19 protein-coding genes are annotated in these 24,430 nt (G+C 62.5%); 4 read left to right on the top strand and 15 right to left on the bottom strand.

From position 1 onward, the window contains the following. Window positions 1-26 precede the first annotated feature (26 nt). Window positions 27-1,652 (bottom strand): methyl-accepting chemotaxis protein, encoded by a 1,626-nt coding sequence (locus tag ACUN0E_RS09635; protein ID WP_445566429.1) that lies wholly within the window; start codon window positions 1,650-1,652, stop codon window positions 27-29. A gap of 335 nt (window positions 1,653-1,987) precedes the next feature. Here ACUN0E_RS09635 and ACUN0E_RS09630 point away from each other — a divergent pair, with 335 nt between their 5' ends. Continuing rightward, window positions 1,988-2,308 (top strand): hypothetical protein, encoded by a 321-nt coding sequence (locus ACUN0E_RS09630; RefSeq protein WP_445566428.1) that lies wholly within the window; start codon window positions 1,988-1,990, stop codon window positions 2,306-2,308. Between the two features lie 374 nt (window positions 2,309-2,682). On the opposite strand, the gene ACUN0E_RS09625 is transcribed toward ACUN0E_RS09630, so the two are convergent. Next, window positions 2,683-2,937: an NAD(P)H-dependent oxidoreductase gene (locus tag ACUN0E_RS09625; protein ID WP_445566427.1), complete on the bottom strand. Its 255-nt coding sequence runs from the start codon at window positions 2,935-2,937 to the stop codon at window positions 2,683-2,685. 59 nt (window positions 2,938-2,996) lie between these two features. After that, window positions 2,997-5,693: a pyruvate dehydrogenase (acetyl-transferring), homodimeric type gene (aceE, locus tag ACUN0E_RS09620; protein WP_445566426.1), complete on the bottom strand. Its 2,697-nt coding sequence runs from the start codon at window positions 5,691-5,693 to the stop codon at window positions 2,997-2,999. A 167-nt stretch (window positions 5,694-5,860) separates the two neighbouring features. On the opposite strand from aceE, the gene ACUN0E_RS09615 reads away from it, so the two are divergent. Further along, window positions 5,861-6,313, top strand: coding sequence for a MarR family winged helix-turn-helix transcriptional regulator (locus ACUN0E_RS09615; RefSeq protein WP_408227563.1), 453 nt, complete (start codon window positions 5,861-5,863; stop codon window positions 6,311-6,313). A 13-nt stretch (window positions 6,314-6,326) separates the two neighbouring features. On the opposite strand, the gene ACUN0E_RS09610 is transcribed toward ACUN0E_RS09615, so the two are convergent. Together ACUN0E_RS09610 and ACUN0E_RS09605 are read right to left on the bottom strand one after the other, a co-directional pair. Further along, a complete protein-coding gene (locus tag ACUN0E_RS09610) occupies window positions 6,327-6,833 on the bottom strand; it encodes a transketolase-like TK C-terminal-containing protein (RefSeq protein WP_408228069.1) in 507 nt (168 codons plus the stop codon). Between the two features lie 966 nt (window positions 6,834-7,799). Continuing rightward, entirely contained in the window at window positions 7,800-8,879 is a 1,080-nt protein-coding gene (locus ACUN0E_RS09605; protein ID WP_445566425.1) for an alcohol dehydrogenase catalytic domain-containing protein, read from the bottom strand. Window positions 8,880-8,991: 112 nt separating this feature from the next. Between ACUN0E_RS09605 and ACUN0E_RS09600 the strand changes: the two genes are divergently transcribed. Then, window positions 8,992-9,792: a helix-turn-helix transcriptional regulator gene (locus ACUN0E_RS09600; RefSeq protein WP_445566424.1), complete on the top strand. Its 801-nt coding sequence runs from the start codon at window positions 8,992-8,994 to the stop codon at window positions 9,790-9,792. A 77-nt stretch (window positions 9,793-9,869) separates the two neighbouring features. Here ACUN0E_RS09600 and prpF read toward each other — a convergent pair whose 3' ends face one another. The 3 genes from prpF to prpC form a co-directional block, all read right to left on the bottom strand. Then, complete coding sequence (gene prpF / locus ACUN0E_RS09595) at window positions 9,870-11,054, bottom strand: 2-methylaconitate cis-trans isomerase PrpF (RefSeq protein WP_445566423.1); 1,185 nt, start codon at window positions 11,052-11,054, stop codon at window positions 9,870-9,872. A gap of 39 nt (window positions 11,055-11,093) precedes the next feature. Continuing rightward, the gene (gene acnD, locus ACUN0E_RS09590) at window positions 11,094-13,691 is read right to left on the bottom strand and encodes a Fe/S-dependent 2-methylisocitrate dehydratase AcnD (protein WP_408387989.1); all 2,598 of its coding nucleotides are present in this window, start codon (window positions 13,689-13,691) and stop codon (window positions 11,094-11,096) included. A gap of 344 nt (window positions 13,692-14,035) precedes the next feature. Then, window positions 14,036-15,205, bottom strand: coding sequence for a bifunctional 2-methylcitrate synthase/citrate synthase (gene prpC / locus ACUN0E_RS09585; protein WP_445566422.1), 1,170 nt, complete (start codon window positions 15,203-15,205; stop codon window positions 14,036-14,038). A 288-nt stretch (window positions 15,206-15,493) separates the two neighbouring features. On the opposite strand from prpC, the gene prpR reads away from it, so the two are divergent. Continuing rightward, complete coding sequence (prpR, locus tag ACUN0E_RS09580; protein WP_445566421.1) at window positions 15,494-17,464, top strand: propionate catabolism operon regulatory protein PrpR; 1,971 nt, start codon at window positions 15,494-15,496, stop codon at window positions 17,462-17,464. Here the strand turns inward: prpR and ACUN0E_RS09575 are convergent. The 7 genes from ACUN0E_RS09575 to ACUN0E_RS09545 are packed head-to-tail and all read right to left on the bottom strand — an operon-like array spanning window position 17,421 to window position 24,410. After that, window positions 17,421-17,831 (bottom strand): helix-turn-helix domain-containing protein, encoded by a 411-nt coding sequence (locus ACUN0E_RS09575; RefSeq protein WP_408229025.1) that lies wholly within the window; start codon window positions 17,829-17,831, stop codon window positions 17,421-17,423. The genes prpR and ACUN0E_RS09575 overlap by 44 nt on opposite strands. Next, entirely contained in the window at window positions 17,828-18,997 is a 1,170-nt protein-coding gene (locus tag ACUN0E_RS09570) for an NAD(P)/FAD-dependent oxidoreductase (protein ID WP_445566420.1), read from the bottom strand. Before ACUN0E_RS09570 ends, ACUN0E_RS09575 begins: the two co-directional genes overlap by 4 nt. After that, window positions 18,994-20,364: an FAD-dependent oxidoreductase gene (locus tag ACUN0E_RS09565; RefSeq protein WP_445566419.1), complete on the bottom strand. Its 1,371-nt coding sequence runs from the start codon at window positions 20,362-20,364 to the stop codon at window positions 18,994-18,996. Before ACUN0E_RS09565 ends, ACUN0E_RS09570 begins: the two co-directional genes overlap by 4 nt. Next, window positions 20,349-20,663: a (2Fe-2S)-binding protein gene (locus ACUN0E_RS09560; RefSeq protein WP_445566418.1), complete on the bottom strand. Its 315-nt coding sequence runs from the start codon at window positions 20,661-20,663 to the stop codon at window positions 20,349-20,351. The genes ACUN0E_RS09565 and ACUN0E_RS09560 overlap by 16 nt, the downstream gene beginning before the upstream one ends. After that, window positions 20,660-22,504: an ABC transporter ATP-binding protein gene (locus tag ACUN0E_RS09555; protein WP_445566417.1), complete on the bottom strand. Its 1,845-nt coding sequence runs from the start codon at window positions 22,502-22,504 to the stop codon at window positions 20,660-20,662. The genes ACUN0E_RS09560 and ACUN0E_RS09555 overlap by 4 nt, the downstream gene beginning before the upstream one ends. Further along, window positions 22,504-23,460: an ABC transporter permease gene (locus ACUN0E_RS09550; protein WP_408509105.1), complete on the bottom strand. Its 957-nt coding sequence runs from the start codon at window positions 23,458-23,460 to the stop codon at window positions 22,504-22,506. Before ACUN0E_RS09550 ends, ACUN0E_RS09555 begins: the two co-directional genes overlap by 1 nt. Further along, the gene (locus tag ACUN0E_RS09545) at window positions 23,457-24,410 is read right to left on the bottom strand and encodes an ABC transporter permease (RefSeq protein ID WP_408229043.1); all 954 of its coding nucleotides are present in this window, start codon (window positions 24,408-24,410) and stop codon (window positions 23,457-23,459) included. The genes ACUN0E_RS09550 and ACUN0E_RS09545 overlap by 4 nt, the downstream gene beginning before the upstream one ends. Window positions 24,411-24,430: the final 20 nt, after the last annotated feature.

Genomic DNA, 24,430 nt, shown 5'->3' with positions numbered 1-24,430 from the left:
AAGGTAATTCCTCGCGGCGCCAGCCCTTACGCGAACGCGGCGCGGCGCGGTGCCGAAGTCGAAGCCGGCGCGAACCGTGCGCTACCGCTAGCGTCGGCGTCTTCCACGTGGAAAGCCGCGGCCGCGCGTTGCAGGCTCATCGCCTGCTCCTTCAGCGACTGCGCCGCGGCCGCCGCCTGCTCGACAAGTGCCGCGTTCTGCTGCGTCATGCTGTCCATCTGTGTGACCGCGAGATTCACCTGGTCGATGCCGGCGCTCTGCTCCGCTGCCGCCGACGCTATTTCCTGTACGACGCCGGTCACACGCATGATCGCGTCGCGCGCTTCGTCGATCGTCGAGCCGGTATTTTCGACCAGCGTCGCGCCGCTGCCGACGCTGCTCACCGCATGGCTGATCAACGCGCGGATTTCCTTCGCCGCGGTCGCACTACGCTGCGCGAGGCTGCGCACCTCGCTCGCGACGACCGCGAAGCCGCGGCCCTGCTCGCCCGCGCGCGCCGCTTCGACCGCCGCATTCAGCGCGAGGATGTTGGTCTGGAACGCGATGCCCTCAATCGTTGCGATGATCTCGACCATGCGGCCCGATTCACTCGAGATGTTCTTCATCGCCGCGACCGCCTGCGTGATCATGTCGCCGCCGCGGTTCGCGATATTCGCGGCGCCGGCCGCAAGCTCGCTCGCGGTGCGCGCGTTGTCCGCAGTCTGGCGGACCATCGCCGTCATCTGCTCCATGCTCGACGCCGTTTCCTGCAACGACGCCGCCTGGCTCTCCGTGCGCGACGACAGGTCCGCATTGCCGTTTGCGATCTCGTTCGCGCCGCACGCGACGTTGTCGGACGCGTGCTTGATCTGGCAGATGGTGTCTGTCAGCGCGTCGCGCATCCGCTGCATCACATGCAGCAGGCTCGACGTGTCGCCCTCGCGCGTGCGGATCGCCACCGTCAGATCGCCCGATGCAATTGCATTCGCCACGTTCGCCGCGTAGGCCGGATCACCGCCAACCGTGCGCGCGATGCTTCGGTTCGTCACTGCGACGAGCGTCACGAGTACCATCGACACAGCCACGAAGATCGCGCCGATCAGCCACAGCGACGCCATGAATGCAGCGTCGATGTCGTCGACGTAGGCGCCGGTCGCAATGATCCAGTCCCATGGCGCATAGCGCACCACGTAGCCGATCTTGCCGACCGCCTGCGCCGGCGCCGCGCCCGAATGCGGGAACACATAGTCGACGAAGCCGCCGTCCGGCGCCTGTGCGACCGACGCGAACGTCACGTAATGGTGACGGCCGTCGGCATCGGCGCTGCCCGCGAGATCCTTACCTTCGAGTGCCGGCTTGATCGGATGCATCACCATCTGCGGTTTCGAGTTGATCACGAGGAAGTAGCCGTCTTCGCCATAGCGGATGCCGCGCAGGCGCGCGAGCGCCTGCTTGCGGGCCTCCGCCTCCGGCAGCGCGCCGCTTTGCGCCAGCGCCGCATACTCCGTCACGATGCTGAGCCCGACGTGCGCGACGTTCGTGAGATCGTGCTTGCGTTCCTCGATGCGCGTCTCACGCGACTGCCACGCTGCCGACACCGAGACTGCGAGCAACGCGACGAGGCTGATGATCAGCGGTAGCCACAGCTTCTGCGTAAAACTGAGTTTGTGCATACTGGGTCCTCTTGCAAACGAATGAAAATCGCGCAGGGCTGTCGTGCAAAGCGGCACGTGAATGGGCGCGCCGGGTGGCGCCGGTGGACTAATCGGCGTCCCAGTGGTTTGTGCCCGAGTTATCGGCGGATACGCGCGAAAGTTTCATCCTGTGAAACCCTCGGTTGCGACCTTGGCGCTGCCAGCGAGGACAATCGAGGGCTGGCCAACTCCCGTTTTCGCTGACGAGGACGTGCCGCCGATGAGCTCGGCCGGAAGCCGTGAGCGCCAATGGCGTCAGGCAGCGCCCAGATTCAGATAGTAGGATGAGGTGTCATTCAGGAAAGGACCACGCGATGAAAGGAATCTCCATCATCATGGCCATGCTTGTTGCATCAACCGTCGCCGGCTGCCAGACGTCGTGCAGTTCAAGTACCGCAGAAACAGGCACGTCCGTCAGCAGCTCGTCCACGCCGGATCGAAGCGAAGCAACGCTCATCGGGACACAGGGAAAGGCCCGTGTCGGTAGTGACACCGTCGAACTGAAGAACGGCTCCGTTTTCGTGAACGGCGAGTCGTATGGCAGCGTGACGGCAACGCAGAAGGTGCAATACATCGTCACCGCAGATAAACACGTACTGCTGGTGGACGGCGAGGTTCGTTTGCCCGCCAGGTAGTTCAGGGGCGGGCTACGGCTGGCTGGTTTTTCGCCATCTCAGGGCAACGATGGCGGCGTGGGCGAAGGGCATCGCTGTGATCAGCGGTACAGGTACATCGTTGCAGCGATGCCTCAATGCCGGGCCGACCTCAATTCATTCCCCCGGCACCCTCACCCATCCTTCCATCAATACCCGTGCGCTCCGGCTCATCATCGCTTTGGTGATGGTCCACGCCCCGCCTTCCTCACACGCCTCGGCCCCCCGCCCGCATCGAGGATTAACGGGGGACCCGGCAATGTTCAGGTTCGGCCAGTTTGATACTGGTCGATGTCAGCGCCCGGATCGTCAACAATCGGTGTCGGGAGCCTGTTGTTGAGGATGGGGCAACTCCATCAAATTTCTTCAAGCGACTGTATCCGATTCCAGACCGACAATTCGGCGCTGTTCAATGGCTCTTTCGATACCCCCTTATATTTTGCGCCAATTGCTTCGCTATCGAAGTCAGGCAGGTTTTCTTCCCAGACATTCAGCGTATCGACTTCAACAGAAGCGCATGTGCGGTGATACGCGTCGAGAAATGCATTGGCGATAGAGATCGAGACTGAATCGGCACCACGGGGGGAAGATACGATGTTCAATAGACGCATTGATGCGTGCCCCACATGAGAGAGTGTGAAGAGAGGCCGGCGAAAGCCTCTCCCGCTACTTAAACCGTTGCAGGGTCCAGCTTTTCGGTATCGATGCCGTAGCGCGCAATCGCCTCGCTGACCCGCCGGCGTGGAACGGCGCCTTCATCCGCGAGCACTTTCAGCGCAGCGAGCATGATAAAATGTCGGTCCACTTCAAAAAACGTGCGCAGCGATTCCCTTGTGTCGGAGCGGCCAAATCCGTCGGTGCCTAGCGCAATGAATCGACGGTCGTTGATGAACGGGCGAATCTGGTCGCCGACAATCTTCATGTAGTCGGTCGTCACGACAACCGGACCCGGGCGGCCGCGCAGGCATTGCTGGACGTACGGGATGCGCGGCTCGTCTTCCGGATGCAAGGTGTTCCACCGCTCGGCAGCGAGACCATCGCGGCGTAGTTCGGTCAGACTCGTGGCGCTCCAGATCTCGCTGGAAACCGCAAAATCCTGCTTCAGGAGTTCACCTGCTGCGATCACTTCGCGCAGAATCGCACCGCTACCCATTAATTGTATGTGGGGATGCTCTGCATCATCTCGGGCTTTGTCCGGCGCTGCGTTGGGTGCTCCGTCCGGCAGCCTGTGCAGGCCCTTGAGAATGCCGGCCTCGGCATCCGGCGGCAACCCCGGGTGAGGGTAGTTCTCATTGAGCAACGTAATGTAGTAGTACACGTCTTCCTGTGCCGCATACATCCGGCGCAAGCCGTCATGGATGATGACCGCCAGTTCATAGGAGAAAGTTGGATCGTACGACACGCAATTAGGTATCACCGACGACAGCACATGACTGTGGCCGTCGTCGTGTTGCAGGCCCTCGCCCATCAGCGTGGTACGCCCGGAAGTCGCGCCGAGCAGAAACCCGCGCGTGCGGGCGTCGCCTGCTGCCCAGGCAAGATCGCCAATGCGCTGCAAACCGAACATCGAATAGAAAATATAGAACGGGATTGTCGGCAACGCGTGATTGGCGTACGCGGTGCCGGCAGCAATCCACGACGCGAACGCACCGGATTCGTTGATCCCCTCCTGCAAAATCTGACCGTCCGTGGCCTCCCTGTAGTAACTCAACTGGCCCGCGTCCTGCGGCGTATAGAGTTGCCCCACAGGCGAATGAATGCCGATCTGACGAAACAGTCCCTCCATCCCGAAGGTGCGGGATTCGTCCGGCACGATGGGGACAATCAGTTTGCCAAGGCTCGGGGCTTTCAGCAGCGCGCTGAGGATACGCACGAAGGCCATGGTAGTGGACGCACCTCGTTCACCGCTGTCTTTCAGTTGGGTGGCGAACGTCGTGAGTGGCGGAATGGGCAGTTGTGGGACATCGGTGAAGCGTGCGGGAACATAACCGCCGAGCCGTGCGCGGCACTGCGCAAAATAGCGTGCCTCCTCGCTATTCGGCTCTGGTTTCAGGTACGGCATCTCGTCGAGTTGTGCGTCGCTGACCGGCAGCGCGAATCGATCGCGAAAGGCGCGCACTGCGTCGGCGCTCATTTTCTTCAACTGATGGTTGATATTCTGGCCTTCGCCCGCCTCGCCCATGCCGAAGCCTTTGACCGTCTTGGCGAGGACGACGGTTGGCCGGCCCTCGGTTAGCATCGCCTGTGCGTAGGCCGCGTGGACCTTCTCCGGATCATGGCCGCCGCGCGTGAGTTTCCAGATGTCGTCGTCGGAAACGTCGGTAACCATTTCGAGCAGTTCGGGACACTTGCCGAAGAAATGCTCGCGAATATAAGCGCCATTTTGCGATTTGAACGTCTGATAGTCGCCGTCCACGCATTCCATCATGCGCTGACGAAGCAGTCCCGTGTGGTCGCGTTGCAGCAGCGTGTCCCAACCGCTTCCCCAGATGACCTTGATGACGTTCCAGCCGGCCGCGCGAAACGTGCCTTCGAGTTCCTGAATCACCTTGCTATTGCCGCGTACCGGACCGTCGAGCCGTTGCAGATTGCAGTTGACGACGAAGATCAGGTTGTCGAGCCGCTCACGGCCGCCGAGCGAAATCGCCGCGAGCGATTCCGGCTGGTCCATTTCTCCGTCACCGAGAAAGGCCCACACCTTGCGGCCCTGATGCTCTTTTAGCCCACGGTATTCGAGGTAACGCATGAAGCGCGCCTGGTAGGCGGCCGTCAACGGTCCGAGTCCCATGGACACCGTCGGGAACTGCCAGAAGTCAGGCATCAAGCGCGGATGCGGATAGGAGGAAAGGCCGTCGCGACCTGCTTCGCGGCGGAAGTTATCGAGTTGCGCCTCCGTAATGCGGCCTTCGAGATAGGCCCGACCATAGATGCCGGGAGCGGAATGCCCCTGAATGTAGACCAGGTCCCCAGCGAAGCGCTCCGTGCGACCGCGAAAGAAATGATCGAATCCGACGTCATAGAGCACCGCAGCGGACGCATAGGTCGCGATGTGGCCGCCGACATTCGAATGCTTACCGGCGCGCAAAACCATGACCATCGCATTCCAGCGAATATAGGCATTCAAACGGCGTTCAAGGCTCAAATCGCCGGGATACGCCGGTTGCCGTTCGAGCCCGATGGTATTGACGTAGGCGCTCGTCACGCGGCCATGCATATCGCCATGTCGGGCCGCATCGCGGTCGACGAGCTGATCGATCAGGTAATGGGCGCGTGGACGTCCTTCCACAGCAACGACCGCTTCCATCGCCTCCAGCCATTCTTGTGTTTCCTGCGGATCGAGATCGACGGGTTCAACGACGGAATTCATTGGCACATCTCCGGAATAGGTTGCGGGTAATTCTGTTGCACAAACTGCTGAAAGAAGGTGTTCGCGCAAATCCCCCCTATACGATTGCAATTGCAATCGTATAGGGGGCCCATTGTATCGCCGTAGAGTAGAATTGCAAATGCAATTACTTTGTGGAGTTTCCTGATATGTCCAAAGACGAACCCGATCTGTGGTTCTCATTCGTACGCGCGCATCGCCTGATGATTCGGGAGGTCGAGAGGCGGCTGGCCGAGGGCGGTTTGCCCGTCTATGCGTGGTATGACCTGCTGTGGGGACTGGAAAGCGGCCCGGGCGGCACGCGGCGGATGCACGAACTCGCGGATGTGCTGGCCATCGAGCGCTACAACCTCACGAGGCTGGTTGACCGCCTGGAGGAAGAAGGGCTCGTCACCCGCGCGCGATCCGCTGAGGACGGGCGGGCTGCGTACGCGTCGATTACCAGCAAGGGACGCGCGCTGCGCAAAAAAATGTGGAAGGTCTATGAATCCACTGTGGCCGAATTGTTCCTTGCCCAGTTCGATGTGGACGAACGGCGGGTGTTCGCGCAAGCACTCGACCTGGCAGGTGCGGCCGCGCGCGAATCGACATCGGACAATTAAGCGCGCCGCGCGTCTACATCAATGTATAGGCCCGCAGCGCGGCTTCCAGCGTTTGCGCAGACAACGCGCCGTCGTCGACCAGCGCTTTTAGCGCGATCACAGTGATCCATTGCGCACCAGGAAAATCTGCGCCCGCCGTGCCGCGCAGCGGCTTGGCGCCGAGTGCCAGGAACCGCGCAGGCGCAAATGGGGCGATCTGTTCAGCAATGTGCTGCGCGTAGCCGGTTACGGCGATCACCGGGGTCGTGCTGTCGCCCAGACATCGAGCGATATGAGGCCGTTGCGGTGGCGATTGCGGATGAAGCATGTTCCAGCGCGCGGCAGCGCGGCCTTCGCGGGCAAGACGTGTGTAGCTCGGGCAACTCCAGACTTCCGCCGCAACCCCCCAATCCCGCGAGAGCAGGCTCGCCGCATGAAGCACTTGCTGTAGTGCCATGCCTGCGCCGCATAAGCGAACTTGCGGCGTTGTTTCGCTATTTCCATTCGTGTTCACATCAGGCTTGAGACGCAGCCGATACATCCCGCTGATTGCGCCTTCCGCGTCCGAACGACACAACGGCCCGTCGTCAACATGAGTATCATCATGCGTCGCCAGATAGTAGAACCCGGCTTTATGCTCGACGTAGAGTGCTTGCAAAGCTGATCGTAAGATCGCGCGAGCTTCGGCGGCGGAGGCGGGGTCGTACGGAGTGCAATCCGGATGCGACGCAAGCCAGAGCGGAAGCGCAGGTTGCACGCCCTTGCACCACATTGACGGCCGCGTTTCGGCATCGTTGCAAAGAATGCCTCGTCCGGCGGATTCAAACGACAACATCCGCAGTCTGTCTAGCGTTTCCGATCCGAAAAGATACAGCAGCGGTTTTTCGAATGTCTGACGATCGCTTTTAAACCATAGTGGCCATGCGCTCTGCAGCGTTGATCCCGACATCGCGTCGAGGCGTGCCTCATGCGAATCGTGCTGCCGCAGGTTCGCTCTTACGATCGAGATTCGATCCGATAACGGCCTGTCGCCGTGGAGGCTATCCGCGATAGCGGCAATCGCGCGAAACGGAGACGTTGCATGTCGCGCCTGGCGACGCTCCGCCTCGTCAAGCGCATCGAGACAGGCACGCGCCGCACCGCGTGTTTCGTTTGAAAAAGCGGGGGGGCGGAGCTGCCCTGAAATCATATCGATGCCTGTGGTGGTTTGATGGCAAAAATCAGCCTTCGCCCGTTCGATTGCAATTGCAACGATTATAATTGCAAATATCTGGCGATCGCAAGGAACCCTATGTCAAACTCAAGGGAGGCGGGAGTTCGAAGGTTTTGAATCTGCTATCTCCGTTGGCGTTCAACCGTTTACGCGTATGCCCCCCCCAATCAGGAGTTGGCTATGACATCGAAAGGCCGCTGAGGGGCTGCTTACTTTCCCGGCGAGCTGTAGCGTTGAGCACCTGAGCAACGGAAGCCAAAGGATTGCCGGCTGCCGGGACACCGCACGTCGAGGCTATGGCGTTATCACGGTCATCCTGAACGGCCCGCCGTTCTCCGCAGCATGCGCGACCGCCTCATTCGCGTCATCGAGCGCAAAAGTCGTCACATCGAAATGCCCCAGGTCCAGCAGCCCACTGCGGATGAGACCCGTCATCAACGTCACCGCTTCCTTCGGGTACATCCACTTGCCGCGTAGCGTGATGTCGTTGCGCATGAGCCACGGATACGGCAGCTCGAGTCCCGGACCGCCCAGCATGCCGACTCCACCCATCAGCACCACGCGCCCATATGAGCGGACCGCCATCACTGCGGCACGCACCGTGGTCGCGGGCACCGACGGCGGCATCAAATCCATGACGCAATCGATCGGTCCAGGTGCCGCCCGCTGCATGCGTTCGCGATCCGTGGCTTCGTCGCCGGTCAGTGCAACGGTGCGCACACGTTCGCCGAAGCGGCGCTTGAGATCCGCGAGCGCCTTTGCGTTGCGGCCGGGCGCAACCACGCACCGCGCGCCCATCGCAAGCGCCACCGCGACGCATGCGCTGCCGAAGTTGCCGGTCGCGCCGCTCACGAGCAGGATCTCGCCCGCCCGCAGATCGGACGCGAGTAACCCGCCATACGGTACGAGTAGCGTGTTGAGCGCGCACCAGCGGGCGGCCTCGGCCGGCTCGATGTCGCCGATGCGCACCGCGTTCTCAGTCGGCACCCGTAACCGCTCCGCAAACGGGCCATCGTGAAAATAGCGCTGCAGCAGCTTGCCACCCTCGCCGCGTGAACTCCAGCCTTGCAGCACGATGTCGGGCATCAACGCATCGTCGCGCGAGCGCACGGTCGGATCGCAGAATACCCAGTCGCCCGGCTGCAGTTGCGTCGCGTCCGGACCAGTCGTCCTGACGCGGCCGATGGCGCCGCAGCCGGGCACGATCGGCAGTTCGACCGGATAGCGGCGCTCGCCGCTGAACACCTCTTGTGCATAGGACAAGACCGGCGTCGCGACGACATCCACGATGACCTCGCCGGTGCCAGCTGAAGGATCCGACATTGGTTCGATCGCGAGCGGAATGCCGAGCGTCTTCAGAATCGCAGCTTTCATGGTTTTTCCGTTGAGTGTGGGGGACGGGACGATTCTGGCAGGCTTAGAATTAGCAACAAGGACCGGCACACTCCCAGGATTGCCCGATACCACCCTGCACGAAATAAAACCGATGACCGCCACGACTCGAACCCAGTTCGGCGACTTTCTGCGCTCCCGGCGCAAGAAACTGACACCGGATGCCGCAGGCCTGAACGACGGACGCCGCCGCCGTACGCCCGGCCTGCGGCGCGAAGAGGTCGCGGAACTGGCGGGCATCGGCGTCGACTGGTACGTGCGGCTGGAACAGGGGCGCGTTGTCAGCCCTTCAGAGTCGACGCTTGATGCGCTTGCGCAGGCATTGCGGCTCGACAAGGCCGAAGCAGCCCATCTGCGCGCGCTCGCGCGGCGCGACGAACCACGCGCGTTCGTGCGGGAGAGCGTGCCACCCACCATCGAGCGGCTCGTCGCGAGCCTCGACCTGCCAGCTTATGTAACCGGCCGGCGCTGGGACCTCCTCGCATGGAATGCGGCCGCGGAGGACCTGCTCGGCTTCAATCGCCTCGCCGAAGCGGACCGCAACATCCTGATCTACATGTTCATCGAGCCCGAAGCGCGGCGGCTCTTCGCTGCGAGCTGGTCCGACGAGGCACACCGCATGATCGCGCTGTTTCGCGCAAGCCACGATCTCCATGCGGGCGACCCTGCGTTCGTCGCACTGGTGGAGCGCCTGTGCGCAAACAGCGGCGAGTTCGCGAAGTGGTGGAGCACGCACGACGTGCGCAGCGGCGTGTCGGGGCAGAAAGTGTTCGTGCATGCGCAGCGTGGCACGCAGCGCTACGAGTACTCGACGTTTCAGGCGAACGACGATCCCGCGCTAAAACTCGCGATCTATACGCCGGTTAGCGCCGCTGCCGGCGCCAGCAGCGACTAAGCTCGCGAGCGCCCCCATCAAAGGGGGCTTTAAACTGAATACTTAGTTGCAATGATGCCGGGCTGGCAACTGCTAACTCATTCCCCCGGCACCCTCACCCATCCTTCCATCAATACCCGCGCGCTCCGGCTCATGATTGCCTTGGTGACCGTCCACGCCCCGCCTTCCTCCTGCGCCTCTGCGCCTACGCGCAACGTCCCCGAAGGATGCCCAAACCGCACCGCATCCCGCGCGCCGCCGCCCGCGGCAAGATTCACCAACGTTCCCGAAATCGCCGCCGCCGTACCAATCGCAACTGCTGCCGTCCCCATCATCGCGTGATGCAGCTTACCCATCGACATCGCCCGTACCAGCAGATCGACATCACCCGCCGCAACACGCTTGCCGCTCGACGCAACGTAGTCGGCGGGCTTCGCGACGAACGCAACCTTCGGCGTATGCTGCCGCGTCGCGATCTCATCGATGTGTTTGATGAGCCCCATACGCACCGCACCATGCGCACGAATGGTCTCGAACATCGCCAGCGCCTTGTCGTCGCTATTGATGGCGTCCTGTAGTTCGGTGCCCTTATAACCGATCGATTCCGCGTCCACGAAGATGGTCGGAATACCGGCATTGATCATCGTCGCCTTCAGCGTGCCGACACCCGGCACCTCGAGGTCGTCGACCAGATTCCCCGTGGGGAACATCGCGCCGCCGGCACCCTCTTCTTCGGCAGCCGGATTCATAAACTCAAGCTGAACCTCCGCAGCCGGAAACGTCACACCGTCGAGTTCAAAGTCACCGGTTTCCTGCACAGCGCCATCGGTAATCGGCACATGCCCGATGATCGTCTTGCCGATATTCGCCTGCCAGATTCTCACAACCGCCACACCGTTGCGCGGAATCCGGCTTGCATCGACTAGCCCCGCGCTGATAGCAAACGGCCCCACCGCAGCCGAGAGATTCCCGCAATTGCCGCTCCAGTCGACAAACGCCTTATCGATAGAAACCTGCCCGAACAGGTAATCCACATCATGATCCGGCTTGCTGCTCTTCGCGATGATGACCGTCTTGCTCGTGCTCGACGTCGCGCCGCCCATGCCGTCGATCTGTTTGCCATACGGGTCCGGACTGCCGATCACACGCATCAGCAACGCGTCGCGCGCAGCGCCCGGCACCTGGGCCGCCTCCGGCAAATCCTGCCGCCGAAAGAACACGCCTTTGCTGGTACCGCCGCGCATGTACGTCGCCGGAATCTTGATCTGAGGTTTGTGGGCCATAAAAGTAGTGTCCTGATGAGGTCGGGGGTTTAAAAAACCTTAAGCCGCCGCCTTCGTCGATTCAAGAAAGTCCTGCGCAAAGCGTTGCAATACACCGCCGGCTTCGTAGATCGACACCTCTTCCGCGGTGTCCAACCGGCACGTCACTGGCACGTCCACACGCTCACCGTTCTTGCGATGAATCACGAGCGTCAGGTCAGCGCGCGGCTTGCGTTCACCGATCACGTCGAAGGTTTCGGTACCGTCGATAGCGAGCGTAAGGCGATTCACGCCAGGTTTGAATTCCAGCGGCAGCACCCCCATGCCCACCAGATTCGTGCGGTGAATTCGCTCGAACCCTTCAGCGACAATCGCTTCCGCGCCGGCAAGTCGCACGCCCTTCGCTGCCCAGTCTCGCGACGAACCCTGACCGTAGTCGGCCCCGGCAATCACGATCAGCGGTTGCTTGCGCTCCATGTAGGTTTCAATCGCTTCCCACATGCGCGTCACCTTACCCTCAGGCTCGATGCGCGCCAACGAACCCGCCTTCACCTGGCCGTCTTCCAGCACCATCTCATTCTTCAGCGTCGGATTCGCGAAGGTGGCGCGTTGCGCGGTCAGATGATCGCCGCGATGAGTTGCGTAAGAATTGAAGTCCTCTTCCGGCAAACCCATCTTGGCGAGATACTCACCCGACGCACTGTTCGCCATAATCGCATTCGACGGCGACAGGTGGTCGGTCGTGATGTTATCGCCCAGCACAGCCAGCGGGCGCATGCCCTTCAGCGTGCGCTCACCGGCAAGCGCGCCTTCCCAATACGGCGGACGGCGGATATACGTGCTCATCGGCCGCCAGTCGTACAGCGGATCCGCTTTCTCGCCGGTATCGACGGAGACAGCGAACATCGGCTCATACACTTTGCGGAACTGTTCCGGCTTCACGCTCGAAGCAACGATCGCGTCGATCTCTTCATCCGACGGCCAGATGTCCTTCAACCTGATGGCATTGCCGTCAGCATCGATCCCAAGCACATCCTTCTCGATATCGAAGCGAATCGTGCCCGCAATCGCGTAAGCCACCACCAGCGGCGGCGAAGCCAGGAAGGCCTGCTTCGCATACGGATGGATACGGCCGTCGAAGTTACGGTTACCGGACAGCACAGCCGTCGCATACAGATCGCGATCGACGATTTCCTTCTGGATTACCGGATCCAACGCACCCGACATGCCGTTGCACGACGTGCACGCATACGCGACCACGCCGAAGCCCAGTTGCTCCAGTTCCGGCAACAGGCCCGCCTCCTCCAGATACAGCGTGACCGCTTTCGACCCCGGCGCGAGCGAGGTTTTCGCCCACGGCTTGCGGGTCAATCCGCGTTGATTCGCGTTACGCGCCAGCAAACCCGCGGCGATCATATTGCGCGGGTTATTGGTGTTCGTGCAGCTCGTGATCGCAGCGATGATCACCGCGCCGTCCGGCATCAGGCCCGGCTCGTTCTCCACCTTGCCGCTGATACCGCGCGCAGCCAGTTCGGAAACCGGCAAACGACGATGCGGGTTCGACGGACCCGCCAGCGTGCGCACCACGGTAGACAGATCGAACGTCAACACGCGCTCATACTCGGCGTGCTTCAGCGTATCGCCCCACAGGCCGGTTTCCTTCGCGTAGGTCTCGACCAGCTTGACGAGTTCGTCGTCACGGCCGGTGAGCTTGAGGTACTTGATGGTCTGCTCGTCGATGTAGAACATCGCCGCCGTCGCGCCGAATTCGGGCGCCATGTTGGCAATGGTCGCGCGATCGCCGAGCGTCAGGTTGGCCGTGCCTTCGCCATAGAACTCGAGGTACGCGCCAACCACTTTTTCTTTGCGCAGGAATTCGGTCAGCGAGAGGACGATGTCGGTCGCGGTGATGCCTTCAACCGGCTTGCCCGTGAGCTCCACACCGATGATGTCCGGCAGCCGCATATAAGACGCGCGGCCCAGCATCACGCTTTCCGCTTCAAGACCGCCCACGCCGATCGCGATCACACCGAGCGCATCCACCATCGGCGTATGCGAATCGGTGCCGACCAGCGTATCGGGGAAGGCCACGCCGTCTTTCACCTGCACCACCGGGCTCATGCGCTCCAGGTTGATCTGATGCAGGATGCCGTTGCCCGGCGGAATCACGTCGACGTTCTTGAACGCGCGCTTGGTCCAGTTGATGAAATCAAAGCGGTCTTCATTGCGGCGGTCTTCGATTGCGCGGTTCTTCGCAAACGCGTCCGGATCGAAACCGCCGCACTCGACAGCGAGCGAGTGATCCACCACCAACTGCGTCGGCACGACCGGGTTGACCATCGCGGGATCGCCGCCTTGCGCCGCGATCGCATCGCGCAGGCCGGCCAAGTCGACCAAAGCGGTCTGGCCGAGAATGTCATGGCACACCACGCGCGCCGGGAACCACGGAAAGTCCAGATCGCGCTTGCGTTCAATGATCTGTTTAAGCGATGCAATCAGCGTCACCGGATCGCAGCGGCGCACGAGGTTTTCGGCCAGCACGCGCGAGGTGTACGGCAGCTTGTCATAGGCACCGGGCTGAATCGCGTCGATAGCGGCACGCGTGTCGAAGAAATCCAGCTGAGTGCCGGGAAGGCGTTTGCGGTTGGCAGTATTCATGGCGTAGGGGACAAAACAATTATGATCCGGGGACGATGGCGGCAGCCGTGCTTCACATTCCACGGCCCCTCTTTCAGGCGGCGCTTCCCTTGCGTGTCACTCGAACAGTCTGTGTAGTTTAGCTTGCGGGGGCGCTCGCGGTAGCGCGCGGGCTTGCAGGGTGTTTCGTTGATGCGCCGCACCACGTACCGCACAACCTGCCGCAATAAGCACCGCACCACGCGTTGCAGAAAAACAGCCTTGGCTCGGGGTTCCAGCGAGCCAAGGCCCAAACTTCATTACGTCGCGCTCATGAGACGCAATGGAGGAGAAACGCTTGCGGCTGTGCGCTTATTTGCACTTGCTCAAACGCGCTTGGCGAGCGGCACGAACGGCAGATCATCGGGACCGGTGTAATTCGCGCTCGGACGAATGATCTTGTTGTCGATCCGCTGCTCGATAATGTGCGCGCTCCAGCCTGCCGTGCGGGCGATCACGAACAGCGGCGTGAACATCGCCGTCGGCACACCCATCATGTGATACGACACCGCGCTGAACCAGTCGAGATTTGGAAACATCTTTTTCGCATCTGCCATCACTGTTTCAAGACGCTCGGCGATGCTGAACAGCTTGGTGTTGCCTGCTTCCTTCGACAACTTCTTCGCGATGTCCTTGATGACCTTGTTGCGCGGGTCGGAGATCGTGTACACCGGGTGACCGAAACCGATCACCACTTCCTTGTTTTCAACGCGCTTACGGATATCGGCTTCGGCCTCATCAGGCGTCTGGTAGCGCGACTGGATCTCGAACGCGACTTCGTTCGCGCCACCGTGCTTCGGGCCGCGCAGCGCGCCGATTGCCCCGGTGATGGCCGAGTAGATATCCGATCCCGTACCGGCGATCACCCGGCCGGTGAAGGTCGACGCATTGAATTCATGCTCGGCATACAGGTTCAGCGACACATGCATCGCGTCGACCCATGCCTTCGACGGCTCCACGCCGTGCAGCAGATGCAGGAAGTGGCCGCCGATCGAATCGTCGTCGGTTTCGACCTCGATGCGCTTGCCGTTGTGCGAGTAGTGGTACCAGTACAGCAGCATCGAACCGAGCGAGGCCATCAGCTTGTCGGCGATGTCGCGTGCGCCCGGCAGGTTGTGGTCGTCTTTCTCCGGCAGCACGGTGCCGAGCACCGAGACGCCTGTGCGCATCACGTCCATCGGGTGCGCGGCGGCCGGAATCCATTCCAGCGCGGCTTTGACGTTCGCGGGCAGGCCGCGCAACGCCTTGAGCTTGATCTTGTAGGCGGTCAGTTCAGCCTGCGTCGGCAGCTTTTCATGGACCAGCAGATACGCGATCTCTTCGAATTCGCATGCGCCGGCGATGTCGAGAATGTCGTAGCCGCGGTAATGCAGATCGTTGCCGGTCTTGCCGACCGTGCACAGCGCGGTGTTGCCCGCCGTCACGCCCGACAGGGCGACGGATTTCTTCGGCTTGAAGGCGCCTGCGTTCGGCGTGCTGTTATCGGCTTCACTCATAATTTCGTCTCCAACTGCGGGGTTGCGTTCGTGCGGCAATCAGCGCGCGAGCTTGTCTTTCAGGGTTTCAATGCGGTGACCGGTGAAAACGAAGGCTATTAACGCAAAGAATGGGCCATGCGGAACGCGAGCCGCTAAGTGCCTGATTTAACAAAAAACGCCTCCAGACCACTCTGTCCTCCGATTTCATAAGTGAAATCACGAATTTCAAATTCGAAAACGACGGGTGCATAATGGGCGGGCTTCTGATCCTTGCCTGCCTTTTCCTCTGACAACGAGCCGCCCGCCGTGAGCACGCCCCCCTTCGATCCCGCGCAGCGCCCCCGTATCTGGGCTGCCAGCATCAGCCGCCTGCGCGATCTATTCTTCGACATTGCCGGCGAGTACGTCGAACGCGCCGATCTGCGCATCGTCGCGCATGGCTTCGAGGACGCCGTGCACGAGCTCGACGTGGTCGGCGCGGGGCGTCCGGATGTCGTCATTGCCGGCGGCTCCAACGGCGCGTATCTGAAAACACGCGTCAGCGTTCCGGTCGTGCTGATCAACCCAACCGGTTTCGACGTCATGCACGCGCTCGCGCGAGCACGGCGCGACGGCGCGAAGGTCGCGCTCGTCACGCACGGCGACACGCCCGACGAAGTGCGCCGCTTCACCGCCGCGTACGGCATCGACGTAACGCTCGCTTCGTATCAGTCAGCCCAGGACGCGGAGAGCGTCGTGCTCGATCTGCGCGATCGGGGTATCGACGTCGTGGTCGGCCCCGGGCTCGTCACCGATCTTGCGGCGAGTGCCGGCATGGGTGCCGTGTTTCTCTATTCACGCGCATCGGTACGCGCCGCGTTCGATACCGCACTCGAAGTCGCACAGGCTACCCGCCGCGAAACGGTTCGCCGTCAACGGCTCGACAATCTGCTGCAACATCTGCGCGACGGCGTGGTGGCGCTCGATGCGCAAGGGCGCGTCGAAGCGATGAACCAGCGCCTCGCCACGGTGCTTGGCATCGACGCGACAAACGCAGTGGGCCGCGCGCTGCTCGATCTCGCGCCCGATCTCGCCGGCAGCTTGCCAGACTCGGACGGCGACACGTTCTGCACGGTGCGTGGCGTGAGTTACGTCGTGCATCGCGGGCCGCTCGCGAGCAGCACCTCGGCGGCGGGCACCGTCCTGACGTTTCAGGAATCGCGGGCAGTCGAACGGCTCGACCGCACATTGCGCTCGCGGCAGCGCGTGCAGCAATTCAGCGCGCGTTACCGGCTCGACGATATCGTCGGTGCAGCCGATTCGATCGAACGGGTCCGCACGCTCGTGCAGCGCTATGCCAAATCGGACGCCACCGTGCTGATTCTCGGCGAAAGCGGCACCGGCAAGGAGATGGTCGCGCAGAGCATGCATCAGTTAAGCGCGCGGCGCGACTTCGCCTTCGTCGCCATCAATTGCGGCGCGTTTCCTGAGGCGTTGCTGGAAAGTGAATTGTTCGGTTATGAGGAAGGCGCGTTCACTGGCGCACGCAAAGGCGGCAAAGCGGGGCTGATCGAAGTGGCACACCGCGGCACGCTGTTTCTCGACGAAATCGCCGAGATGCCCTTGTCGTTGCAAAGCCGGTTATTGCGTGTACTGCAGGAGCGTGAAGTTGTGCGGCTCGGCTCAACGGAGCCGACGCGCGTGGACATCCGGGTCGTCGCGGCAACGCATCGTGCATTGACAGAGGGCATCGAGGCGGGCAGCTTCCGCGCGGACCTGTACTACCGGCTCAACATTCTGAGCATCGCCCTGCCGCCGCTGCGCGAACGGCCCACCGATCTGTTGCCGCTCGCTGTCGAGTTGCTGCTGCAGGCCGCATCGCGTGAGCCGAGACTGGCGGCTCGCCTGCCCGATGCGAATGCGGCGAGGCGCGTCCTCGCTACGCTCAGTGAGCCGTTAAAGCGTTACGCTTGGCCTGGCAACGTACGTGAATTGCAGAACGTGATCGAACGGATTGCGGTTGAACTGGCGGACGCGGACATGGACACGGACTCGAACGGCACAGCAGAAACCCTCTTTACGCCCGACGTACTACGCACCGTAGCCCCTGAAATTTTCGAGCAGCCTCACGCACGCACGAAGAAAGCGGCGCTAACGTTACGCGAACGCAGCCGTCACGTGGAAGCAGACGAAATCCGCACCGCGCTCGCCGCATGCGACGGCGATCGCGATGCGGTATGCCAGGCACTCGGCATCAGCAAGACGACGTTATGGCGGAAGCTGAACGCGGCGCAGTAGCCTGAACCACGCCGCCACGCTTCACAGCATTCTTCGCCGCCTTCGCTCCGGCGCGCTCGATGAACATGCTTGGCGTCATCCCGCAGCATCGTTTGAAATGCCGGCCGAAGTGGCTTTGATCGAAAAATCCTACTTCCGTGGCGACGACTGATCCCGGCACACCTTCCAGCAACAAGGTTTGCGCCCGCTGAATCCGCAGCCCGCATAGATAACGATACGGCGATGAACCGTACTGCTGACGAAACACCGTCGCGAAGCGCGACACGCTGAGCGCGGACAGTGCGGCGAGTTGCGCGAGCGTCACCGGCTCGTCGAAATGGGCTTCGATAAACGCCCGAGCGGTGTTGAGGCTAAGAGTCTGTTTCATGATGTCGCGAGAGTCGAGCGGGGCATGGGTTGCTTCGCGAATCGCGTGACGGAAAACACGTCCAGCGGAATCTCCGTGCTGCCCGTGTCGACGAGTTCGGCCAGCGTCTCTCCAACGCCCGGGCCAATCTGGAAACCCGAGCCGCAGAAACCGAACGCGTAGTAAAGACCGTCGACCTTGCTGCTCGGCCCGATCACCGGTTCGCCGTCGGGCAGGTAGCTTTCCACACCGCTCCACACGCGAATCACATGGAGCGGCGCCATCGCGGGCACGAGCCGCCGCAACTGCGCGAGTTGACGCACGGTATTACCCGGCACGACTGAAGCGCGGGACGTCACGGCATCCGCCGGTCCACCGGGACCGCCGCCAAGAATGATATTGCCGCGCGGAATCTGACGGAAATAGATACTCTCTTCCTTGATCGATGTGAACACCCCCATCGACGACTTGAACACATACGGCACCGGCTCGGTCACTGCCATCTGCGGTCCACTCGCGGTCAAGGGAACGGCTTCGCCGAACTGTTCGCTCAGACGGCTCGCCCAGGCGCCCGCGCAGATCACGAGTTGCGCGGCCCAATACACGTCGCCGCGTGCGCTCTCCACGCGAAACCGCCCACCGTCTTTTTCGACGCGCACGATCTCGGTGTTCTCGATCACCTGGGCACCGAGCCGCGCGGCCGCTCGACCGAAAGCGGGTGCAGCGAGACGTGGATTAGCGTGACCGTCGAGTGGCGAAATGGACGCCGCCAGTACCTCACGTCCAAGAAACGGAAAGCGTTGGAACATGGCTTCGCCATGCAGCACGTTGAGGTCGAGACCGTAAGCGCGGGCGTCGATCGCGTACTGGTCGAAATTCTCGACGTCCTTCTGGTGATAGCACACGCGCGTGTGACCCGACGCCAGAAATTCGATGTCCTCGCCGAGCATATCGGCTGAGCGTTGCCATGTGCGTAGCGCGCGATTCGCCATCGCCAGTTGCGGCAATGCGCGCCCCTGCCGCCGAATGCCGCCGAAGTTCACCCCGCTCGCCTGCTGCCCCGTGAGTCCCCGTTCAAGCAGAATCACCGAACGCTTGCGCTGCCGCAGGAAGAGCGCTGTCGTGGTCCCCATGATGCCGCCGCCGATCACGATGACATCGGCTTCATTCGTAGTCGTCGCGCTCATTCGCTCACCTCTTCGGCAAGCGCCACGGGCAGCGGCTTGACGGGCGCCTGGCCGCGCAGCCTTCCCACCGATGACACGGGCACCGAGGACGCCGCCGCAATGATCTCCGCACCGGCGTGGCCACAATAGCGCCCCTGGCAACGGCCCATGCCGACGCGTGAAAACGCCTTCGCGCGATTGGCTTCCTGCGCGCCGGTCGCCTGGACGACACGGCGCAGTTCGCCCGCTGTAATCGCTTCACAGCGGCAGACGATCGTTTCATCCGGCAAGGTCGCGGCAAATTTCGCCGGCCACGGAAAGGCTTCGCGCAAGCCCGCCGCGAAACGCGTGAAGCGTACGAGCTCGGCGCGCAAGCGCTCGATGCCTTCGACCTGCACGCCGTGATCGCGCAGCGCAGCCAAAGCCGCGAGACGGCCCGAACATTCGGCTGCATCCGCACCACGCACTCTCGCGCCGTCTCCCGCCAGGTAGACGCCCTTGACGCTGCTACGGCCGTCGTCGTCGATGTGCGGAAGCCATTGGCGTGTGTTCTCGTCGAACAGGAAACGACAGCCGGCGAGGTCCGCAAGCTGCGTCTCCGGACGCAGGTGATAACCGAGCGCGACGGTATCACATGCCAGTTCCAGATGCTTGCCGTCAGACAATGCAACCACAACACCGCTTACGCCGTCTTGCGGCGAGCCTTTGATCTCCAACGGCTGCACACCGCGATGAACCGGCACGTGTGCCTTCGCAAGCACGCGCGTCAATGCAATACCCTTTTTGAGCGCGGCCGGGATCGCCAGCAAACGGGGCAGCGCAGCCACGCGCTGCATGAAGGTCGACGTATCGAGCACCGCGGCCAGTTGCGCGCCCGCTTTCACGTATTGCGCCGCCACGAGATACAGCAGCGGACCGCTGCCCATCATCACGATGCGCGAGCCGATCGCACAGCCCTGCGATTTCAACGCGACCTGCGCGCCGCCGAGGCTATACGCGCCGGCCTGGTGCCAGCCCTTGACGGGCATCAGCCGGTCCGTCGCGCCGCTGCAAACAATCAGCGAATCGAACGTCAGCGTCTGGTAGCGCGTACCGCTCGCCAGATGCAGGGTGTTCGGCGAGATATTCCAGACCAGCGTCTCCGGCAGATAATCGATCTTGCCCTTGAGCGCATCGAAGCGCTGATGCAGCGAAGCAGCACGCTCCGCCTCGGTGCCGTACAGCGTCTCATAGCTGCGTGAAAAACCTTCCGGTTGCCGCCGATAAATCTGCCCGCCGTCGCGCCGCCCTTCGTCGACGACCGTCGGCCGCAGCCCGGCTTCGACCAGCGCCTGGACGGCACGCACGCCCGCTGGCCCAGTACCGATGACAACTACGCGCGGGGCCATACACCCTCCCCCGCAGCCGCCAGCTTCGTGACGATCGACATGCCAGGCGCCGCAGGCGTACTGCATGCCCGCACACGTTCGCCTTGCGCCGTCCAGACCCAGCAGTCCTGACAAGCGCCCATCAAACAGAAACCCGCGCGGCGGCCGTCGCCGAATTCGGAATCGCGCAACGTGTTCACCCCCGTCAGCAAGGCGACCATCAAGGTGTCGCCTTGCGCGGCTTCGCGCACGACACCGTCCACCGTGATCGGAAAGGTCCTGCGGCCCGTCTCCGCGAGGCGCACAAATCGTCCGTTCATGCCGGGGTCGCCTCCGCGGTCTGCAAGCGATTCAATTCGGCCGCCGGGTGGTGGCAAAGAATCTCCGCACCCGAAGGCAGTTTCTTCAGGGACGGCGGCGTCATATTGCACATACCGTCGATGCGCACCGGGCAACGCGCACGGAACGCGCATAACTCGGGAATATCGGCGCTCTCGCCCATCGCCGGTAACGCGGCACAACCGATCTCGCGGCGCGCATCGAGCCAGCCGGGTTTCAAAGCGGGCACCGAGTCGACCAGCAATTCGGTGTACGGGTGATACGGCGGCGCCGCGCGCACGTCGCGCTGCCCGGCTTCCACGCGATGCCCCGCGTACAGCACGATTACTTCGTCGCAAATGGCGCGCACGGTCGAGATGTCGTGGCTGATGAACATGTACGACACGCCCAACTCGCGACGCAATTCGGCCAGCAGGTCGAGGATCGCCGCGCCGACCACCGTATCGAGCGCGGAAGTCACTTCGTCACAGAGAATCAAGGCGGGATCCGCGGCAAGCGCGCGCGCCAGATTCACACGCTGCTTCTGGCCGCCCGAGAGTCCAGCAGGCGTGCGCGTGGCGATCGATGCCGGCAGTTGCACCAGATCGAGCAATTCCAGCATCCGCTTCCTCGCGGCCGAGCCACTTAGATGATGATAGAACGCAAGCGGACGGCCGAGGATATCGGCGATCGAATGGCTTGGGTTCAGCGCGGTGTCGGCGTTCTGGAACACGATCTGGATCTGCCGGTACTGCTCCGGCGTGCGGCGCGACAGTTGCGCGGGCAACGGCTTGCCGTCGAAGAACACCTCGCCACGTGCGCGGTCAACCAGACCCGCTACAACGCGCGCGAGCGTCGTCTTGCCGGAGCCGGATTCGCCAATCACGCCAAGCGTGCTGCCGCGGGGAATCGACAGGCTGACGTCGTCGAGCACACGCACGGCGGGCGCACCGAAGCGATCGATCCGGCCATAGCCCGCCGAGAGGCCGCGAATTTCGAGCAGCGGCGGGATGTGTTTAGCCGTCGCCAAGGGCGTTTCCAGCGCCACTTCCGGGCGCCGTGTAGCAGCAAGCAGTTGGCGCGTGTAAGCATCCACAGGTGCATCGAGCACTTGCGCGACCACGCCGTTTTCCTTGACCGCGCCGCCGTTCAGCACCACGATGCGGTCCGCCATCTGCGCGACCACAGCCAGATCGTGCGACACGTACACGGCGGTGGTGCCGAGCTCGCGAATCACTTTCTTGAAGGCCGCGAGCACTTCGATCTGGGTGGTAACGTCGAGCGCGGTGGTCGGCTCGTCGAACACGACGACAGCCGGATCGGTAATCAACGCCATCGCGGCCATCAGGCGCTGCAACTGACCGCCGGACACCTGATGCGGATAGCGATCGCCGATCGTCTCCGGCGCGGGCAGCGCAAGCGCGCGGAACAGGTCGACCGCTTTCATGCGCGCCGCGTCTTTCGTCATCAAGTGATGCAGTAGCGCCGGCTCGGTCACCTGATCTATGATCGTGCGCGCCGGGTTGAAACCCGCCGCCGCACTCTGCGCGACATACGCCACGGTGCGCGCCCGCAACGCGCGGCGGCCTTTGGCATCGAGCGACAGCACCTCCACATCGCCGACACGCACCGAGCCGCCGCTGATCGAACAGCCTGCACGCGCATAGCCAAGCAGCGACAGCGCGATCGTCGTCTTTCCCGAGCCCGACTCGCCGATCAGCGCCAGCACCTCGCCCTTCTTCACCGAAAAATCGACACCCTTGACGATCTCCGTCACCGGCCCCGGCGCCGCACCGGCCACAACCCGCAGGCCCTTCACTTCAATCATGTCCCGATCAGCCATCACGCACCTCCATGGCTACGGCCACGACGCCGCAGGTTGTCGATCAGCAGATTCATGCCGATGGTCAGCGTCGCGATCGCGACAGCGGGCATCAAAACAGCGGGCGCGCCTTCCGACAAACCGCCGATGTTCTCGCGTACGAGCGACCCCCAATCCGCATTCGGCGGCTGCACGCCGAGGCCGAGAAAACTCAGCCCGCTCAGCAGCAGCACGATGAACACGAAACGCAGGCCGAAATCGGCGAGCATCGGATGAATCATGTTTGGCAGCACTTCGACCCGTGCAATATAGAAAATGCCTTCGCCGCGCGCTCTGGCTACCTGCACGTATTCCAGACCCATCAGGTTCACCGCGAGCGAGCGCGAAATACGGAAGGCACCCGGGATGTAGGCCAAAGCGGCAACGGTGGTTAGCATCGTGATCGACGAACCGAACGCCGCGATCACAACAAGCGCGAGCACCTTGCTCGGAATCGAAATCAGCGCGTCGAACAGACGGCTCAGGATTTCATCGACCCAGCGCCCGGACACCGCGGCGAGCAAACCGAAGAACGTGCCGATCAAACTGGCGAGCACCGCGGCAGCAAGCGCGAGGCCCACCGTATAGCGCGTACCGTAGAGAATCCGGCTCAACATATCGCGGCCGAGATAGTCGGTGCCGAGCGGATACGCCGCGCTATAGCGGCCGAAAATCTCCGTCGATGTCAGCGCGCCGCCTTTGTACGGTGCGACCAGCGGCCCGATGAACGCGACGATCAACCAGAACGCCACCAGCACGAGGCCAATCAGGCCGAGCACGGAGAAGCGGTGCACCAGCCGTTTCAACACGCCCTGCTTGAGCGCGGCCGCTTCGACGACCGGCGGCTCGACGGCGGGTTCATCGCGGCTCATGTCGTATAGCTCCGTGCCGGCGTGGGGAACATGAGGAACGTGGGGATTGGTAGGTTGGCTCATCATCGACGCAGCCTCGGGTTGGATACGATTTGACACAGGTCGGCGATCAGCACGAGTGCGAGATACGCCGCGCAGAACACCATCACGCAGCCCTGCACGAGCGGCATGTCGCGGTTGGTGACGGCGTCGACCATCAGGCTTGCGAGGCCGGGATAGTTGAAGATCGACTCCACGATCACCACGCCACCGAACAGATACGACAGGCTCAACGCCACCGCGTTGGCAATCGGCCCGATGGTGTTGGGCAGCACATGCCGCAGCACCACGCGCGCGGGCGAGGCGCCCTTGAGCACGGCCATTTCAACGTACGACGAATTGAGCTGATCGAGCACTGCGGCCCGCGTCATCCGCGCCATCTGTGCGACGATCACGCAGCACAGCGTCATCACCGGCATCGCGTAAATGCGCAGCAGCGCGCCGAACGAATGGACCTCCGAGAGATACGACAGCGCGGGCAACCAGCGCAGCTTGACGGCGAAAATCAGCACGGCGATGGTCGCGATCAGAAACTCGGGGACCGCGACCGTCGACAGCGTGAGCACGTTGAGTGTGCGGTCGAGTAGCGAACCGCGGAACATCGCCGACGAAATGCCGATCAGCAAGGCCACGGGCACTGAGACGAGTGCCGTCAGACCGGCCAGTACCAGCGAATTCGGCAGGCGCGTGGCGATCAACTCGCTGACCGGCAGATTGTTCGACAGCGAGGTGCCGAAGTTGCCGCTGACAATATGAAAGAGCCATTCGAAGTAGCGTTGCAGCGCCGGCTGGTCGAGTCCGAACTGATGCCGCAATGCCGTGACGGCTTCCGGGGTGGCCGCCTGGCCGAGCGCCTGTTGGGCGGCGTCGCCAGGGAGCAGCCCGGTGATGGCGAACACGACCGCCGAGACCAGCAGCAGCGTAAGCAGCGCGAGGCCAAGGCGCGCGGCGATGAGTCGTTGCGCATGTGCTTTCATCGAAAGTCGCCTCCTAGGTT

This window comes from Paraburkholderia sp. D1E (assembly GCF_052682275.1).
This window is presented reverse-complemented; position numbering and strand designations above follow the sequence as displayed.

Excerpts from the sequence above, each read along its gene's own strand:
- ACUN0E_RS09635 (WP_445566429.1), bottom strand. The coding sequence starts at position 1,652 with ATGCACAAACTCAGTTTTACGCAGAAGCTGTGGCTACCGCTGATCATC.
- ACUN0E_RS09630 (WP_445566428.1), top strand. The coding sequence starts at position 1,988 with ATGAAAGGAATCTCCATCATCATGGCCATGCTTGTTGCATCAACCGTC.
- ACUN0E_RS09625 (WP_445566427.1), bottom strand. The coding sequence starts at position 2,937 with ATGCGTCTATTGAACATCGTATCTTCCCCCCGTGGTGCCGATTCAGTC.
- aceE (WP_445566426.1), bottom strand. The coding sequence starts at position 5,693 with ATGAATTCCGTCGTTGAACCCGTCGATCTCGATCCGCAGGAAACACAA.
- ACUN0E_RS09615 (WP_408227563.1), top strand. The coding sequence starts at position 5,861 with ATGTCCAAAGACGAACCCGATCTGTGGTTCTCATTCGTACGCGCGCAT.
- ACUN0E_RS09610 (WP_408228069.1), bottom strand. The coding sequence starts at position 6,833 with ATGTATCGGCTGCGTCTCAAGCCTGATGTGAACACGAATGGAAATAGC.
- ACUN0E_RS09605 (WP_445566425.1), bottom strand. The coding sequence starts at position 8,879 with ATGAAAGCTGCGATTCTGAAGACGCTCGGCATTCCGCTCGCGATCGAA.
- ACUN0E_RS09600 (WP_445566424.1), top strand. The coding sequence starts at position 8,992 with ATGACCGCCACGACTCGAACCCAGTTCGGCGACTTTCTGCGCTCCCGG.
- prpF (WP_445566423.1), bottom strand. The coding sequence starts at position 11,054 with ATGGCCCACAAACCTCAGATCAAGATTCCGGCGACGTACATGCGCGGC.
- acnD (WP_408387989.1), bottom strand. The coding sequence starts at position 13,691 with ATGAATACTGCCAACCGCAAACGCCTTCCCGGCACTCAGCTGGATTTC.
- prpC (WP_445566422.1), bottom strand. The coding sequence starts at position 15,205 with ATGAGTGAAGCCGATAACAGCACGCCGAACGCAGGCGCCTTCAAGCCG.
- ACUN0E_RS09575 (WP_408229025.1), bottom strand. The coding sequence starts at position 17,831 with ATGAAACAGACTCTTAGCCTCAACACCGCTCGGGCGTTTATCGAAGCC.
- ACUN0E_RS09570 (WP_445566420.1), bottom strand. The coding sequence starts at position 18,997 with ATGAGCGCGACGACTACGAATGAAGCCGATGTCATCGTGATCGGCGGC.
- ACUN0E_RS09565 (WP_445566419.1), bottom strand. The coding sequence starts at position 20,364 with ATGGCCCCGCGCGTAGTTGTCATCGGTACTGGGCCAGCGGGCGTGCGT.
- ACUN0E_RS09560 (WP_445566418.1), bottom strand. The coding sequence starts at position 20,663 with ATGAACGGACGATTTGTGCGCCTCGCGGAGACGGGCCGCAGGACCTTT.
- ACUN0E_RS09555 (WP_445566417.1), bottom strand. The coding sequence starts at position 22,504 with ATGGCTGATCGGGACATGATTGAAGTGAAGGGCCTGCGGGTTGTGGCC.
- ACUN0E_RS09550 (WP_408509105.1), bottom strand. The coding sequence starts at position 23,460 with ATGATGAGCCAACCTACCAATCCCCACGTTCCTCATGTTCCCCACGCC.
- ACUN0E_RS09545 (WP_408229043.1), bottom strand. The coding sequence starts at position 24,410 with ATGAAAGCACATGCGCAACGACTCATCGCCGCGCGCCTTGGCCTCGCG.